Origin of the sequence: Pseudomonas rhizosphaerae (assembly GCF_000761155.1) — a bacterium.
GTDB classification, from domain to species: domain Bacteria; phylum Pseudomonadota; class Gammaproteobacteria; order Pseudomonadales; family Pseudomonadaceae; genus Aquipseudomonas; species Aquipseudomonas rhizosphaerae.
Window position 1 is genome coordinate 2,819,662 of record NZ_CP009533.1, and the last position, 17,160, is coordinate 2,836,821.

Genomic DNA, 17,160 nt, shown 5'->3' on the forward strand with positions numbered 1-17,160 from the left:
CCTCAATCCTGGGGCGCGGTATTCGCCATGTCGCTGGCTGCCTTCGTACTGGTAGCTTCGGAATTCATGCCCGTCAGCCTGCTCACCCCCATCGCCTCGGACCTGCACATCACCGAGGGCCAGGCGGGTCAGGGCATTTCCGTATCGGGGCTGTTTGCCCTGTTCACCAGCCTCTTGATCGCATCGGTCGCCGCACGGGTGGACCGCAGACCACTGCTGGTTGCCCTCACCGTGCTGATGATCGTCTCCGGCGCAGTGGTGGCGTTCGCCCCCAACTATTGGGTGTTCATGATTGGCCGGGGCGTGATCGGCGTCGCGATTGGCGGATTCTGGTCCTTGTCGGCAGCCACTGCCATGCGCCTGGTGCCTGAAGAGCAGATCACTCGGGCCATGGCCATCGTCAACGGTGGCAACGCGCTGGCAACCGTAGTCGCAGCCCCTTTGGGCAGCTTTCTTGGGGCCCTGATCGGCTGGCGCGGCGCGTTCCTGTCGCTGCTCCCCATTGCGGTCATGGCCTGCGCATGGCTGCTGGCAAGCCTTCCCTCCATGAAACCGCAAGGCGGATCGAACGGCAGCAATGTGTTCATCTTGCTGAAAACTGCACCCGTCGCCTTGGGCATGCTCGCGATCAGCGTGTTTTTCATGGGCCAGTTCATGCTGTTCACCTACCTGCGTCCGTTTCTGGAAACGGTCACGCACGTCAGCGTTTCCACTCTCTCATTGATGCTCCTGGTGCTGGGCCTGGCCGGGTTGGCCGGAACATTCCTGATCGAAGCCTTCCTGAAGCATGGGCTGCACCGCACGCTGATCGTCATTCCCCTGCTGATGTCAGCGGTGGCCCTGGCGCTGGTTGCCTTCGGCAGCTCAACGACGGTGACCGCTGTACTGCTGGGTTTTTGGGGACTGGTGGCGACGGCCGCACCAGTGGGCTGGTGGACCTGGCTCGCAAGGACACTGCCGAACGACGCCGATGCCGGCGGTGGCCTGATGGTTGCGATCATCCAGTTCGCCATCGCCTCTGGCGCCATCGTCGGAGGGCTGGTTTTCGACACCAAAGGCTATCAGGCGACCTTCGAGTCAAGCGCCGGATTGCTCGGGCTGGCCGCGATTCTCGCCGCTCTGGCGGGGCGAGTGGCTATTCGTGCATCGGCGCTCCAAATATCGGCCACGAAATAAGCGCGCCGGTTTGGCAGGCTCCGGACAGTGCATCCAGATAGCCGTGAAATGCAATAATGGTGTCCCAGGCGGGGTTCGAACCTGCAACCTTCCCCTTAGGAGGGGGATGCTCTATCCAATTGAGCTACTGAGACACACAGCGCCTTGCCAGGCGGCACGACGAACGGCCTGCATGTTACCCAGCCAAAGTCGATTTGTCATGCCCGGCCCAAGGTTTTCTCCGCGCGAAACACAGCAATAGCCCGACGCGCAACGTCGGGCATTTTGCAATGGGAAAAGAATGCAAGAAGTGCAGAATGCAATATCAAATTGCCTTACATCTTTTTTATGTGACTGAAAACAAAGGGTTTTGAAGAGAATCACAACTTGGCACGCGCTCTGCTATAACCAAGGCTGAACAACGTTCCGATCAGCCAACTGCGCAGCCCTGCCAATGAGGATTTCTCCAATGAACACCGTCCTCGTGATGCTCAACGCTGTGGTATTGGTCATCTTCATTGGTTTTCAGTTCCACACTCAAGTCGACGATCCTGCACTTGTTCACATCGATACAGCTCGGTTCGTGCCGTCGCCCGTCGCTCGCGTAGCTTCAGCCAATGCTCATGAGCCAGTGCTGGCTGCGCAAGAGGTCAACGAAAACGCTACGCCCCAGCGAACCGAACGTTACATTTTTTGAGGAGTTGCAGATGTCGAGATATGCCCTGGCATTCATGCTGATAGCCCTAGCGTGCTGGGCCAGTACGTTCATGATCGGGCAAAGCGCATCTGGCACAGGCATCGCGCTGCAAATCGCAGGCGGTGTCAGCAGCATTGCGTTCCTGCTGGCGCTGATCAAAGGACGCAGGATCAAATTCGATCCGCTGTTGCGCTGATTTTTCGATCAATTAATCCACGGTAGAAATCAATGCTAGCAAATGGCCCAAATGTCACTATGCTAGCCCAAGGGTAGCTCGCACGTGCTGTGCGCGGTGTGCACAAGACAAGTCAGAGCACCTCTTGAAGAAATCCATGACCTTTTCGAATCGGGTTATCGCAAATGGGTATCAGTCTTGTAGAATACAGACTACTGGGGACTGGCCAAATGCCACGATTCGGATCATTATTTGTCACAGATTTGGCGTCAAGACTATGTCGCAACTAGGGCATCATAGCGCGGCATCGGCAGGCTGGAACAATTTGCCGATCGGCGTGTCCTAACCGACATCCTGCGGCCTACTTCGAGAACCGCTCCCCCTGAACTTATCGGTCATCACTATGCGCCCACTCAAACAGGCTGTTTACTCCAGCCGCACGGCTGACAAATTTGTAGTACGTCTTCCCGACGGGATGCGTGAGCAGATTGCTGAGGTGGCTCGTAACCATCACCGAAGCATGAACTCCGAGATCATCGCACGCCTGGAACAGAGCCTGATCCAGGAAGGTGCCTTGGGTGAAGAGTTGAGCATGAAGATGGACAGCCCGGAACTGTCGTTGCATGAGCGCGAGTTGCTGCAGCGTTTCCGTCAGTTGTCTCACCGACAGCAGAATGCGCTGGTGTCCCTGATTGCCCATGACGTCGAGGCCGCAGCCGAAGCGTCATGAACAACACCGCCGCGCAAAAAAGCCAGCTCTAGAGCTGGCTTTTTTGTGGGTGTGGTACGGCTCAAGCCGCTGCGTGAGCGCGAGCCCCCAGCATGCGATCGATCACCACGGCCACCAACAGCATCGCCACCGATGGTACCAGCCAGGCCAGACCTTGCTCGCTCAGCGGAAGGTCGAGCAAGGACGTCGGCAACCAGTGCGCGAAACCCGCGCCCTTGATCGCATCGATAAGGCCGAACAACAACGAGACGAACATTACGGGTCCCAGGATGCGCGACTGCGAATGCCAAAGCCCTGCGCAGAAGCTCAAGGCTACCAATACGATGCACGGCGGGTAGATGGCCGTCAGCACCGGAATGGAAAATGCGATCAGCTTGGTCAAGCCCAGGTTGGAGACCAGCAACGAGAATAATGCCAACAACAGTACCAGTGTCCTATAGGACAATGGCAGCACTCGGCTGAAATATTCCGCACAGGCGCAGGTCAGGCCCACCGCGGTCACCAGGCACGCCAGCGATATCAGCACGGCGAGAAAACCACTGCCCAGGCTGCCGAAGGTGTGCTGAACGTAGGCATGCAGAACCGCCGCGCCGTTGGTAGCACCTGCCGCAACCGCATGGCTGCCCGAGCCCAGCCGGAACAGGCTGACATATACCAGAGCCAGACCTACGCCTGCGATCAAGCCCGCGATAATCGCATAACGCGTGATCAGCTTGGGCGACTCCACACCTCTGGAACGGATGGCATTGACGATGACGATGCCGAACACCAGCGCGCCCAGCGTATCCATGGTCAGGTAACCATTGATGAACCCCAGGGAGAACGGCGCGGCAACGTACTCGGGAACCGCATCGCCGCTTGGACCTACTGGCAAGGCAAACGCGGCAATACCCAACACGGCCAGCGCAATGATTTTCAGCGGCGCCAGAAACCGCCCTACCGTATCGAGCAGGCGACCTGGGTACAGCGAAACGAAAAACACTAGCAGGAAGTACACCGCACTGTAGAGGAACAGCGCGAGCGGCGTTTCGCCAGTCAGCGGTGCCATGCCTACGGCGAACGAAACGGTAGCCGTGCGCGGCGTAGCGAACAACGGCCCCACGGCCAAGTAGCACACAGCAGCAAGCAGACCACCCGCCACTTTGCCGATCGGGCTGCTCAGCGCATCCATCGAACCGCCAACCCGTGCCAGCGCTACCACTGTGATCACTGGCAGGCCGACCGCCGTCACCAGAAAACCCAACGCCGCCATCCATACGTTCGGCCCTGCTTGCAGGCCAACGAAGGGTGGAAAGATGATATTGCCCGCGCCTACGAACAAGGCGAACGTCATGAAACCAAGTGCCAGAATATCCTGGCCTTTAAGCACTTTCATTGGAAGGAAACCACGTCAATAGATGGGAATTGAGAGAGGTTTTCCTCATGGATTGAGGGAAACACGGCCAACCGGATGAGGCTGGACTGGATGCGCAAGCATTGGCCTTGTGGGCGAGCCTGGCAAAATGGCGCGTAGAGTATATGAAATCCAGCGCCCCTCGCACTGTTGCAGTGCGAAGTGTCCGCTGAGTGCACCTGAGTGTCGCATCAGTGCAAGGCTCAGCGGAAACGGTACAGCTATAGCCAGATGCCCCAGGGCCGGGGCCCGGGCTTACAGCGCCATATCGGCCGCTGGATTGCTTTCAGCCTTCGGAGCAGCCTGGCCCTCGATCGGGTTGGCAGCGGCAGCGGCCTGGTCGATCACGGGAGGAGCAACGGCCAACTGCAGGATCTTGGCAGTGTAGTTCCACTCTTTCTGCACAGCTTCCGGCGAGCCGTTCAACGCAGTACCGTAGCTAGGCACGATCTGACGCAGCTTGGCTTGCCACTCGGGCGTCGCGACCTTGTCCTTGAACGCCTTTTCCAGCACGTTGATCATGATCGGTGCAGCCGTCGATGCGCCTGGCGATGCGCCCAGCAAACCGGCAATGCTGTTGTCCTTGGAGACGACGATTTCAGTACCCAGCTTCAACACGCCGCCCTTGTCTGCGTCACGCTTGATGATCTGCACACGTTGGCCAGCCTGCCACAGGCGCCAGTCTTCTTTCTTGGCGTTGGGGAAGTACTGCTTCAGCGCTTCGTAGCGATCGTCATCCGACAGCATGACCTGACCGGCCAGATATTCGATCAGCGGGTACTGCTCGATACCGACCTTGGTCATTGGCCATACGTTGTGCAGGTTGGTGCTGGTCAGCAGATCCAGGTACGAACCGTTCTTCAGGAATTTGGTCGAGAAGGTGGCGAATGGGCCAAACAGGACCACGCGCTTGCCGTCCAGAACACGGGTGTCCAGGTGCGGAACCGACATGGGCGGCGCGCCGGTCGACGCAATGCCGTACGCCTTGGCCATATGCTGCATGGCCACGGTTGGATTCTCGGTCACCAGGAACGAGCCACCCACCGGGAAGCCGCCGTATTCCTTGGCTTCAGGAATACCCGAATCCTGCAGCAAGTGCAGCGCCGCACCACCCGCGCCGATGAACACGAATTTGGCATCGGTTTCGGTCTTGGTGCCGTCTTTCAAATTCTTGTAGCTCACGCGCCACGAACCATCGGCATTGCGCGTGATGTCTTCAACTTCGCTGGACAGCTTCAGATCGAAGCCCTTCTGGCCTTTCAAGTGGCCGACATATTGACGAGTGATCTCGCCGAAGTTCATGTCGGTACCCAGCGGGCTCCAGGTGACGGCCAGCTTCTGATTGGGGTCGCGACCCTCCATCATCAACGGTACCCACTTCTTGATCTGCTCGTGGTCCTGGGAGAACTGCATGCCGGCGAACAGCGGGCTCGCCTTCAGCGCTTCATAGCGCTTCTTCAGGAACTCGATGTTGTTGTCGCCCCAGACGAAGCTCATGTGCGGCGTGGAATTGATGAACGTGCGCGGGTTCTTCAACACACCGGCCGTGACCTGGTGGGCCCAGAACTGACGGGAAATCTGGAACGCTTCGTTGATCTCGATCGCCTTGGCGATCTGGACCTTGCCGTCCTTGTCTTCCGGGGTGTAGTTCAACTCGGCCAGGGCGGAGTGACCGGTACCTGCGTTGTTCCATCCATTGGAGCTTTCTTCGGCGACAGCGTCCAGGCGCTCGACCATTTCCATCGACCAGCTCGGCTCGAGCTCGTTGAGCAGCACGCCCAGCGTGGCGCTCATGACACCGCCGCCAATCAGCAGGACGTCGACTTTCTTCGCTTCGGCCGCTTGTGCCGACACCATCCCAATGGACAGAGCCAGACCCAGCAGCGCTGTGTTCGCTTTCTTCAACATACAGAAATTCCTAGGATAGAACGTCATCCATCCGTAGTCGCGACTCCGAACTGCCAACATGCAGTAGCAAGTGCAGCGTACACGGGCATTCAGAGGGACTGACGGGCAGACATACAAGGCCGTACGACAGTGCTCGGCCTCACTTTCATGTCTCTCCTGCGCTGACTTCTTGTTGTTGAATATTGTTTTCAGCTACTTGAGCGACGCTGAACCCTGCAATTGCCAAAGCAACGATCTGCAAGATTCCACTAACTTGACGCAGATGCCAGCAACACTTCAACGATACGGTTAACCGTTTCAGCGAGCTGCGACAATCTGGCGGGTCGACATAGTACATGAGGCTCGCTAGCGCAACCATCCCAAAGTCGCAGAAAGACTGTACTGCCCTTGCAACAATCGCTTCGAGCCGTTGCCGCCGAGAACTGTTCTTCCAGAAACACAAAAGCCACCCGAAGGTGGCTTTTGCGACTACGCGTGCAGGTAAGCGAAGCTTACTTGACCGCCCAGCCAGTCAGCTCGGCCAAGGCCTTGCCGATGTCGGCCAGCGAACGCACGGTTTTTACACCAGCGTCCTGCAGGGCAGCGAACTTCTCGTCTGCAGTACCCTTGCCGCCCGAGATGATTGCGCCAGCATGGCCCATGCGCTTGCCCGGAGGAGCAGTCACACCTGCGATGTAGGAAACAACCGGCTTGGTCACGTGTGCCTTGATGTAGGCAGCGGCCTCTTCTTCGGCAGAACCACCGATCTCGCCGATCATGACGATCGCTTCGGTTTGTGGGTCTTCCTGGAACAGCTTCAGGATATCGATGAAGTTCGAGCCTGGGATCGGGTCACCGCCGATGCCGACGCAGGTCGACTGGCCGAAACCGGCGTCGGTGGTCTGCTTCACGGCTTCATAGGTCAGGGTGCCGGAACGCGACACGATACCGACCTTGCCTGGCAAGTGGATGTGGCCTGGCATGATGCCGATCTTGCACTCGCCCGGAGTGATCACGCCTGGGCAGTTAGGGCCGATCAGGATGACACCCAGCTCGTCGCACTTGACCTTGGCTTCGAGCATGTCGATGGTCGGGATGCCTTCGGTGATGCAGACGATCAGCTTGATACCGCCCAGCGCCGCTTCAAGGATGGAATCCTTGCAGAAAGGAGCCGGTACGTAGATGACCGAGGCGGTAGCGCCGGTGGTTTCTACGGCTTCTTTCACGGTGTTGAACACAGGCAGGTTCAGGTGGGTAGTGCCACCCTTGCCTGGGGTCACGCCGCCAACCATCTTGGTGCCGTAGGCGATGGCCTGTTCGGAGTGGAACGTGCCCTGCGAGCCAGTGAAGCCCTGGCAGATGACTTTGGTGTCTTTATTGATCAGGACGCTCATTACTTGCCCTCCGCAGCTTTGACAACTTGTTGAGCAGCGTCGGTCAGGCTGGTGGCTGCGATGATGTTCAGACCGCTTTCCGCCAGTACTTTAGCGCCCAGTTCAGCGTTGTTGCCTTCAAGGCGCACAACCACCGGGATTTTCACGCCGACTTCTTTCACGGCGCCAATGATGCCTTCGGCAATCATGTCGCAACGAACGATGCCACCGAAGATGTTGACCAGTACGGCCGCGACATTGGTGTCGGACAGAATGATCTTGAACGCTTCGGTCACACGTTCCTTGGTAGCACCACCGCCTACGTCGAGGAAGTTGGCTGGCTTGCCGCCATGCAGGTTGACGATGTCCATGGTACCCATGGCCAGGCCAGCACCGTTGACCATGCAACCGATGTTGCCTTCCAGGGCCACGTAGTTCAGTTCGAACTTGGCAGCGTGCGCTTCACGCGGGTCATCCTGCGAAGGATCGTGGAAGCCCTTCAGTTTAGGCTGACGGTACATGGCGTTGGCGTCGATGTTGATCTTGGCATCGAGGCAATGCAGATCGCCATCAGCCTTGATGACCAACGGGTTGACTTCCAGCAGGGCCAGGTCGTGGTCCTGGAACAGCTTGGCCAGGCCAACGAAGATCTTGGCGAACTGAGCAACCTGCTTGCCTTCCAGACCCAGCTGGAATGCCAGCTCGCGGCCCTGGAACGGCTGTGCGCCGACCAATGGATCGATGGTCGACTTGAGGATCTTCTCGGGAGTGTCGTGAGCGATCTTCTCGATGTCCACGCCACCTTCGGTGGAAGCCATGAACACGATGCGACGGCTGGAACGGTCCACTACGGCGCCCAGATACAGCTCTTTGGCGATATCGGTGCAGGACTCGACCAGGATCTTGGTGACCGGCTGACCGTTTGCGTCAGTCTGGTAGGTCACCAGACGCTTGCCCAGCCACTGCTGAGCGAAAGCCTTGGCGTCTTCCTTGCTGCGAACCAGTTTCACACCGCCGGCCTTGCCGCGGCCACCTGCGTGGACCTGGGCCTTGACGACCCACTCGGTGCCGCCGATCTTGTCGCAGGCTTCTGCGGCTTCTTCGGGAGTGTCTACCGCGTAACCTTTGGATACTGGCAGGCCGTATTCAGCGAACAGCTGCTTACCCTGATACTCGTGAAGATTCATGCTTATTACCGTCTTCGTTAGGTACTGCGTTTTTCGGCGCTGCGCTTCGTGATTGAAGTGCCGCGCCACCTGTGACTGCTACTTGCCGGTTGACCGGCAAGGTGAGTCCGGTGGACGTTCCGCGGCAGACCCTGCTGGCAGGGCATGCGACGGGCAGGCCACCGTGGTTTCTTATTGTTTAACGCTTCTTGCGGTTGGCGATGTGGATGGCGCCGCCATTCACGGCCAGGGCCGCTTCGTGCAGGGCTTCCGACAGGGTCGGATGCGAGAACACCATCATGCCCAGGTCTTCGGCGCTGGTGCCGAATTCCATGGCGATAGCGCCCTGCTGAACCAATTCTGCAGCGCTCGGGCCGATCACGTGGACGCCCAGCACGCGGTCGGTCTTGGCATCGGCGATGACCTTGACGAAACCACCGGTGTCGTTGGCTGCCATGGCACGACCACTGGCTGCGAACGGGAAGCTGCCGACATTGACTTCAATGCCTTCGGCCTTCAGCGCCTGCTCGGTCTTGCCAACCCACGCGATCTCCGGATGGGTGTAGATGACAGAAGGGATCAGGTCGTAGTTCATCACGGCCTTGTGGCCCTTGATGCGCTCGACGACCATGATGCCTTCCTCGGACGCCTTGTGCGCCAGCATCAGGCCACGCACCACGTCGCCGATGGCGTAGACGCCCGGAACGCTGGTGGCGCAGTAGTCATCGACATAGATGAAGCCGCGCTCGTCGATGTCCACGCCGCTGTCCGAAGCCAGCAGGTCGGTGGTCACTGGGCGACGACCGACGGCAACGATCAGCTTGTCGAAGGTGATGGTCTGCTCGCCATTGGCGTCGGTGTACTTGACAAGGACTTCTTCGCCCTGAACTTCGGAGCCGGTCACGCGAGCGCCGAGCTTGATGTCCAGACCTTGCTTGGTCAGGGTCTTCAGGGCTTCCTTGGACACCGCGGTGTCGGCAGCCATGAGAAAGGTGTCCAGCGCTTCGAGCACGGTGACTTCAGCGCCCAGGCGCGACCACACCGAACCCAGTTCCAGACCGATCACGCCGGCACCGATAACGCCGAGACGCTTGGGCACCTGCTGGAATTCCAGCGCGCCGGTGGAGTCGACGATGATCTTCTGGTCGACGGGCGCCGGTGGAATATCGATCGGACGCGAGCCGGAGGCCAGGATGACGTTGTCGGCCTCGACGATTTCGACGCCGTTGGGGCCGGTGACTTCGACCTTCTTGCCAGCCAGCAGCTTGCCATGGCCTTGCAGCACGGTCACGCCATTGGACTTGAACAGGCCGGCAACGCCGCCGGTGAGGTTCTTGACGATGTTGGCCTTGCGACCAATCATCGCCGGAACGTCCATGGTCACGCCGGCGTGGTTGATGCCGTGGATGGCAAAGCCGTCCTGCGCTTCATGGAATTTCCACGAGCTGTCCAGCAGGGCCTTGGAAGGGATGCAACCTACGTTCAGGCAGGTACCGCCGAGGGCCAGCTTGCCCTCGCCGTCTTGATACTTCTCGATGCAGGCAGTCTTGAGGCCCAGTTGTGCGGCCTTGATGGCAGCGACGTAGCCACCGGGGCCTGCGCCAATCACTACCACGTCGAATTTCTGAGTCATAAAACAATTCCTATTAGCGGCAAGCTTGAAGCCCAGGTGCCGGGTGCCGGATCAAGCTGCGTGGGCTCGATGGCGGCTCCCGGATCCTGTGGCTGCCTTATCAGATATCCAGCAACAGACGGGCTGGATCTTCCAGCAGGTTCTTGATGGTCACCAGGAACGTTACGGCTTCCTTGCCATCGATCAGGCGATGGTCATACGACAGCGCCAGGTACATCATCGGACGAATGACCACCTGGCCGTTGATCGCCATCGGGCGCTGCAGAATGTTGTGCATGCCCAGGATAGCCGCTTGCGGCGGGTTGACGATCGGGGTCGACATCATCGAACCGAAGGTACCACCGTTGGTGATGGTAAAGGTACCCCCGGTCATTTCGTCCATCGACAGCTTGCCGTCGCGCGCCTTCTTGCCGAAGGTGGCAATGCCGCCCTCGATCTCGGCCAGGCTCATCGCCTCGGCATTGCGCAGTACCGGAACCACCAGGCCGCGATCGCTGGAGACCGCAACACCGACGTCGGCGTAGCCGTGGTAGACGATGTCCGAACCGTCGATCGAGGCGTTGACGGCCGGGAAGCGCTTGAGCGCCTCGGTGGCCGCCTTGACGAAGAACGACATGAAGCCCAGGCGTACGCCGTTGTGCGACTTCTCGAACAGGTCCTTGTACTTGGAGCGCAAGGCCATGACTTCGGTCATGTCGACTTCGTTGAACGTGGTCAGCATGGCCATGTTCGACTGCGCTTCGACCAGACGCTCGGCAACCTTGGCGCGCAGACGCGTCATCGGCACACGCTTCTCGGTACGCTCGCCAGTGGTCTGGACCACGGCAGCCGCAGCGGCAGGCATGGCAGGCTTGGCGGCCGGCGCGGACTTCTTGGCCTCGATGGCGGCGACCAGGTCTTCCTTGGTGACACGACCGTCTTTGCCGGTGCCCTTCACGCTGTTCAGGTTGATGCCGTTCTCTTCGGCCAGCTTGCGTGCAGCCGGACCACCAATGGCGTCATCGTCGCCGGCAGCCGGAGCTGCCTGAGGCGCGGCGGCTTGAGGTGCGGCAGCTTGCGGTGCAGCGGCAGCAGCGGCAGCAGCGGGCGCGGCGGCGGCACCGCCCTCCTCGATGGAGCCCAGGACTTCGTCCGACAGAACGGTGTCGCCTTCGTTCTTGACGATTGCGCCCAGCACGCCATCAGCAGTGGCCAGTACTTCCAGGACGACCTTGTCGGTCTCGATGTCCACGATCAGCTCATCGCGCTTGACCGCTTCGCCCGGCTGCTTGTGCCAGGTCGCAACGGTGCCGTCGGCGACCGATTCCGGGAAGGTAGGGGCTTTGATCTCGATAGCCATTATCAGTAATTCCTTAAATTCGGTTTCAGGTGCGCGTTGGCATTAAACGGTGAAGGCATCTTGCAGCAGTTTGGCCTGCTGCTCGGCATGCATCGAAGCGTAACCACAAGCCGGTGCAGCCGATGCGTCACGGCCGGCATACTCGAGGACCAGGGTCTTCTTGTGATTGCTCATGCTGCGGCGCAAATGATGCTGACTGCTGTACCAGGCACCTTGGTTCATCGGCTCTTCCTGACACCAGACCACGTGCTCCAGGTTGGTGTAGGCAGCGATCGCTTCCATCAAGTCGTCTTCAGGGAACGGATACAGCTGCTCGATACGCACGATGGCGACATCTTCGCGGCCTTCGGCACGGCGCTTCTCCAGCAGGTCGTAGTAGACCTTGCCGCTGCACAGCACCAGACGCGTCACCTTGGCGGCGTCCAGGGTATCGATTTCCGGGATGACGGTCTGGAACGAGCCTTCGGCCAAGTCTTCCAGGGTCGAAACCGCGAGCTTGTGACGCAGCAACGACTTGGGGGTCAACACGATCAGCGGCTTGCGCAGCGGACGGATCACCTGGCGACGCAGCAGATGGTAGATCTGCGCGGGCGTGGTCGGTACGCACACCTGGATGTTGTGCTCGGCGCACAACTGCAGGTAACGCTCCAGACGCGCCGAGGAGTGCTCCGGGCCCTGCCCTTCGTAACCGTGCGGCAGCAGCATGGTCAGACCGCACAGACGGCCCCACTTGTGCTCACCGCTGGTGATGAACTGGTCAACCACGACCTGTGCACCGTTGGCGAAGTCACCGAACTGCGCTTCCCAGATCACCAACGCATTGGGCGAAGTGGTCGAGTAGCCGTATTCGAATGCCAGTACCGCTTCCTCGGAGAGGAAGGAGTCATACAGGTCGAAACGTGGCTGGCCGCTGTAAAGGTTCTGCAGCGGGATGTAGGTCGCTGCATCCTTCTGGTTGTGCAGCACCGCGTGGCGGTGAGAGAAGGTGCCACGGCCGATGTCCTGGCCGGTCATGCGGATCGGATGGCCTTCGAACGCCAAGGTGGCATACGCCATGGTCTCGGCATAGCCCCAGTTGATCGGCAAGCCACCGGCCTGCATCTTCTGGCGATCCTCGTAGATCTTGGCAACCTGACGCTGCACCACGAAGCCTTCTGGAATTTCCAGCAGCTTGGCGGACAGCTCCTGCAGGGTCTTGAGGTCGAAACGCGTGTCGTGACGTGCCGTCCAGGCATGGCCCAGGTAAGGACGCCAGTCGACGAACAGCTCCTTGTTCGGCTCCTTGACCAGGCTTTTCACCACGTGCAGGCCGTTATCCAGCGCATTGCGGTATTCGTCGATCTGGCTCTGCACGCTGCTTTCGTCGAGCACGCCGGCCTTGATCAGGCTTTCGGCATACAGCTCGCGCGTAGTGCGCTGCTTGGCGATCTGCTGGTACATCAGCGGCTGGGTACCGCTTGGCTCGTCGGCCTCGTTGTGACCGCGACGACGGTAGCAGAACAGGTCGATGACCACATCGCGCTTGAACTGCATGCGGTAGTCGATGGCCAGCTGGGTGACGAACACCACGGCTTCCGGATCATCGCCGTTCACGTGCAGGATCGGCGCCTGGATCATCTTGGCCACGTCGGTCGCGTACTCGGTGGAGCGCGCATCGTACGGGTTGCTGATGGTGAAACCGACCTGGTTGTTGATCACGATGTGGACAGTGCCGCCGGTCTTGAAACCGCGGGTCTGCGACATCTGGAAGGTTTCCATGACCACGCCCTGGCCGGCGAACGCAGCGTCGCCGTGCAGCGAGATCGGCAGAACCTTGTCGCCGACCGCATCGTTGCGACGGTCCTGGCGAGCACGCACCGAACCCTCGACCACCGGAGACACGATCTCCAGGTGGGACGGGTTGAACGCCATGGCCAGGTGCACTTCGCCGCCTGTGGTCATCACGTTGGACGAGAACCCCTGGTGATACTTGACGTCACCGGAGCCCAGCTCGACCTTCTTCTTGCCTTCGAACTCGTCGAACAGGTCGCGAGGGTTCTTGCCGAAGGTATTGACCAGCACGTTGAGGCGGCCGCGGTGGGCCATGCCGATCACGACTTCCTTGGTCCCGTAGGAGCCCGAACGCTGGATCAGCTCGTCCAGCATCGGAATCAGGCTTTCGCCACCTTCCAGGCCGAAACGCTTGGTGCCTGGGTATTTGGTGCCCAGGTATTTTTCCAGGCCCTCGGCAGCCGTCACGCGCTCGAGCACATGGCTGCGGCTTTCGGCTGACATCGATGGCCGGCCACGCACGCTTTCCAGACGCTGCTGGAACCAGCTGCGCTGCTCCGAATCGGTGATATGGGTGAACTCGGCGCCAATGGTGCGGCAATATGTCTGCTGCAAAGCCTCGAGTATTTCACGTAGGCTCGCCTCCTCTTTGCCGATGAACAGGTCGCCGGCACGGAAGGTCGTATCCAGATCGGCATTGGTCATGCCGTAATGGTTGATTGACAGGTCTGCCGGAGCAGGCCGTTGCCACAGCCCCAACGGGTCCAGTTGGGCTGCCTGGTGGCCGCGCATCCGGTAGGCCTGAATCAATCGCAGCACTTCCACCTGCTTCTTTTCGTGCTCGCTGCTCACGCTACCGGCGGAAACCGGTTGGGCACGGCGCTGGTTTTTGGCCAGCAGGACGAAATGATCACGGATGGTGGAGTGTGCTACGTCGGTGGCAGTGCTGCCTTCGGCAGGCAACTTCTGAAAGTAGGTGCGCCATTCCTCTGGCACAGCGTTAGGGTCGTGCAGGTAAAGCTCATAGAGCTCTTCCACATAGGCAGCGTTACCACCGGATAGGTGGGCGCTGTTCCACATGCGCTGCATCACGCTTTCTTGCATGCTTGGTCACCCTCGGTTAGGGGACACCACCGGCGCTCACACCAGGGGCGTATTGACGCGGTCCGTGTACAGCGACCGTGCAAGCCACCTCAGAGTTGTACGCTGGTAGTCCGGGTACCAGCCCGGAGCCCCTGCTGGTCTTGTATCTTCGAAAGTAAAAGCGGAGCCATACGCAGCCACGCTCGGGTTTTCGTTGCAGCGCAGGATCGATCCCGCGCTGCAACGGCTTGCGGTGTAGCAGGTGAATCAGACGCCGTTGGACAACAGCATGTTCCGCACGTGGCCGATGGCCTTGGTGGGGTTCAAGCCTTTCGGGCAGACGCTGACGCAATTCATGATGCCGCGGCAGCGGAATACGCTGAACGGATCATCCATGGACGCCAGACGCTCGCTGGTCCGGGTATCACGGCTGTCGGCCAGGAAACGGTATGCCTGCAGCAATGCTGCCGGGCCCAGGAACTTGTCCGGGTTCCACCAGAACGACGGGCAGGAAGTCGAGCAGCAAGCACACAGAATGCACTCGTACAGACCGTCCAGCTTTTCACGCTCTTCCGGTGTTTGCAGGCGCTCGATGGCCGGAGCCGGCGTATCGTTCTGCAAGAACGGCTTAACCTTCTCGTACTGCTTGTAGAAGATGCTCATATCCACGACCAGGTCACGGATAACCGGCAACCCTGGCAGCGGACGGACGATCAACTTGTTACCTTTTACGACAGCGGACAGCGGCGTGATGCACGCCAGGCCGTTCTTGCCGTTGATGTTCATGCCATCGGAACCACACACGCCTTCGCGGCAGGAGCGGCGATAGGAGAACCCTTCGTCCTGTTCCTTGATCAGGGCCAGCACGTCCAGCACCATCACATCCTTGCCACCGGTGTCGACCTGGAATTCCTGCATGGACGGCGCAGCGTCCTGGTCCGGGTTATAGCGATAAACACTGACTTGCAACATGGCGGCCACCCTCAGTAAGTCCGGATCTTCGGTTCCATGGTAGGAACCGTTTTCGGCGAGAAGTTCACGGCGCGTTTGGCAACACGTTTTTCACCCGGGAAATACAGGGTGTGGCACAGCCAATTTTCGTCGTCGCGATCTTCGAAGTCTTCACGGGCGTGAGCGCCGCGAGACTCTTTGCGATGCTCTGCAGCAATCGCAGTGGCTTCCGCCACTTCCAGCAGGTTCTGCAATTCCAGCGCTTCGATCCGGGCGGTGTTGAAGCCCTGGCTCTTGTCGTTGATCTTGACGTTGGCAATGCGCTCACGCAGGCCAGCGAGCTGGTCGATACCTTTCTGCATGTACTCACCGGTGCGGAACACACCGAAGTAGTTCTGCATGCAGCTCTGCAGTTCTTTGCGCAGGCTGGCGACATCTTCGCCGGTAGTCCGCGCGTTAAGGCCGTCCAGACGCGCCAGGGCGACTTCCAGATCGGTGTCGCTGGCACGGCGGTAGTCGATGCCTTCGCTCAGCGCCTGCTCCAGGTGCAGGCCCGCAGCACGACCGAACACCACCAGGTCGAGCAGCGAGTTGCCACCCAGGCGGTTGGCGCCGTGTACGGACACGCAGGCCACTTCGCCCACGGCGAACAGACCCGGAATGATCGCGTCGTTGCCATTGGCATCCTGAGTGATTGCCTGACCGTGGATGTTGGTAGCGACACCCCCCATCATGTAATGACAAGTTGGCACGACAGGAATCGGCGCAACGGCCGGATCGACGTGGGCGAAGGTCTTGGACAGCTCCATGATACCCGGCAGGCGGCTGTGCAGCACTTCCTCGCCGAGGTGATCGAGCTTGAGCATCACATGGTCGCCATCCGGACCACAGCCGTTGCCGGCGATGATTTCCTTGACCATGGAACGTGCGACCACGTCACGACCGGCAAGGTCCTTGGCGTTGGGCGCATAGCGCTCCATGAAACGCTCGCCGTGCTTGTTGATCAGGTAACCGCCTTCACCGCGGCAACCTTCTGTAACCAGTACACCTGCGCCGGCAATGCCGGTTGGGTGGAACTGCCACATTTCGATGTCCTGTACCGGCACACCTGCACGCAGGGCCATGCCGACGCCGTCACCGGTGTTGATCAGGGCATTGGTGGTGGACGAATAGATACGTCCGGCACCGCCGGTGGCCAATACCGTAGCGTTGGCACGGATATAGGAGGTTTCACCGGTTTCGATGCAGATGGCGATCACGCCAACGATGGCACCGTCCTGGTTCTTCACCAAATCGACCGCATAGTATTCGTTGAGGAATACAGTGCCGGCCTTCAGGTTGGCCTGGTACAGGGTGTGCAGCAACGCGTGGCCGGTACGGTCGGCGGCAGCACAGGTACGTGCAGCCTGGCCGCCCTTGCCGAAGTCCTTGGACTGGCCGCCGAACGGACGCTGGTAGATGCGGCCCTGCTCGGTACGCGAGAACGGCAGACCCATGTGCTCGAGTTCGAAGACCGCTTCAGGGCCTACGGAACACATGTATTCAATAGCGTCCTGGTCGCCGATGTAGTCGGAACCCTTGACGGTATCGTACATGTGCCAGCGCCAATCGTCGTTCGGGTCGGCCGAAGCGATGGCGCAGGTGATGCCGCCCTGCGCCGACACGGTGTGCGAGCGAGTCGGGAAGACCTTGGTGACAACGGCGGTCTTGTGACCGCCCTGGGCCAGCTGCAGCGCTGCGCGCATGCCAGCACCGCCGCCACCGATGATGATGGCGTCGAAGGAAAGCGTACTAATGTTAGCCATGAA

13 protein-coding genes and 1 tRNA gene are annotated in these 17,160 nt (G+C 59.8%); 4 read left to right on the forward strand and 10 right to left on the reverse strand.

What is annotated here, in order from left to right:
• Window positions 1–27: 27 nt before the first annotated feature.
• Complete coding sequence (locus tag LT40_RS12525; protein ID WP_084139889.1) at window positions 28–1,176, forward strand: MFS transporter; 1,149 nt, start codon at window positions 28–30, stop codon at window positions 1,174–1,176.
• A 57-nt stretch (window positions 1,177–1,233) separates the two neighbouring features.
• On the opposite strand, the gene LT40_RS12530 is transcribed toward LT40_RS12525, so the two are convergent.
• Window positions 1,234–1,310 (reverse strand) — tRNA-Arg (locus LT40_RS12530).
• Between the two features lie 314 nt (window positions 1,311–1,624).
• Between LT40_RS12530 and LT40_RS12535 the strand changes: the two genes are divergently transcribed.
• From LT40_RS12535 to LT40_RS12545, 3 genes are all read left to right on the forward strand, one after another.
• Window positions 1,625–1,852, forward strand: a complete 228-nt coding sequence (locus LT40_RS12535; RefSeq protein ID WP_043190607.1) for a hypothetical protein — start codon at window positions 1,625–1,627, stop codon at window positions 1,850–1,852.
• Window positions 1,853–1,862: 10 nt separating this feature from the next.
• Complete coding sequence (locus LT40_RS12540) at window positions 1,863–2,048, forward strand: PA3371 family protein (protein WP_043190610.1); 186 nt, start codon at window positions 1,863–1,865, stop codon at window positions 2,046–2,048.
• Between the two features lie 382 nt (window positions 2,049–2,430).
• Window positions 2,431–2,757 carry an Arc family DNA-binding protein gene (locus LT40_RS12545; RefSeq protein WP_043190613.1) on the forward strand — a complete coding sequence of 109 codons (327 nt, stop codon included), beginning with the start codon at window positions 2,431–2,433 and terminating at the stop codon, window positions 2,755–2,757.
• Between the two features lie 61 nt (window positions 2,758–2,818).
• On the opposite strand, the gene brnQ is transcribed toward LT40_RS12545, so the two are convergent.
• The 9 genes from brnQ to sdhA form a co-directional block, all read right to left on the reverse strand.
• Window positions 2,819–4,132 carry a branched-chain amino acid transport system II carrier protein gene (gene brnQ, locus LT40_RS12550; protein ID WP_043190615.1) on the reverse strand — a complete coding sequence of 438 codons (1,314 nt, stop codon included), beginning with the start codon at window positions 4,130–4,132 and terminating at the stop codon, window positions 2,819–2,821.
• A gap of 273 nt (window positions 4,133–4,405) precedes the next feature.
• A complete protein-coding gene (gene mqo / locus LT40_RS12555) occupies window positions 4,406–6,058 on the reverse strand; it encodes a malate dehydrogenase (quinone) (protein WP_043190618.1) in 1,653 nt (550 codons plus the stop codon).
• A 491-nt stretch (window positions 6,059–6,549) separates the two neighbouring features.
• A complete protein-coding gene (gene sucD, locus LT40_RS12560) occupies window positions 6,550–7,431 on the reverse strand; it encodes a succinate--CoA ligase subunit alpha (RefSeq protein ID WP_043190621.1) in 882 nt (293 codons plus the stop codon).
• Complete coding sequence (sucC, locus tag LT40_RS12565) at window positions 7,431–8,597, reverse strand: ADP-forming succinate--CoA ligase subunit beta (RefSeq protein ID WP_043190625.1); 1,167 nt, start codon at window positions 8,595–8,597, stop codon at window positions 7,431–7,433. Before sucC ends, sucD begins: the two co-directional genes overlap by 1 nt.
• Before the next feature lie 178 nt (window positions 8,598–8,775).
• Entirely contained in the window at window positions 8,776–10,209 is a 1,434-nt protein-coding gene (lpdA, locus tag LT40_RS12570; RefSeq protein WP_043190628.1) for a dihydrolipoyl dehydrogenase, read from the reverse strand.
• A gap of 100 nt (window positions 10,210–10,309) precedes the next feature.
• Window positions 10,310–11,548 (reverse strand): 2-oxoglutarate dehydrogenase complex dihydrolipoyllysine-residue succinyltransferase, encoded by a 1,239-nt coding sequence (gene odhB, locus LT40_RS12575; RefSeq protein ID WP_043190631.1) that lies wholly within the window; start codon window positions 11,546–11,548, stop codon window positions 10,310–10,312.
• A gap of 42 nt (window positions 11,549–11,590) precedes the next feature.
• Complete coding sequence (locus LT40_RS12580; protein WP_043190634.1) at window positions 11,591–14,422, reverse strand: 2-oxoglutarate dehydrogenase E1 component; 2,832 nt, start codon at window positions 14,420–14,422, stop codon at window positions 11,591–11,593.
• 246 nt (window positions 14,423–14,668) lie between these two features.
• The gene (locus tag LT40_RS12585; protein WP_043193659.1) at window positions 14,669–15,373 is read right to left on the reverse strand and encodes a succinate dehydrogenase iron-sulfur subunit; all 705 of its coding nucleotides are present in this window, start codon (window positions 15,371–15,373) and stop codon (window positions 14,669–14,671) included.
• A gap of 11 nt (window positions 15,374–15,384) precedes the next feature.
• On the reverse strand, window positions 15,385–17,157 hold the full coding sequence (gene sdhA, locus LT40_RS12590; RefSeq protein ID WP_043190637.1) for a succinate dehydrogenase flavoprotein subunit: 1,773 nt from the start codon (window positions 17,155–17,157) through the stop codon (window positions 15,385–15,387).
• Window positions 17,158–17,160: the final 3 nt, after the last annotated feature.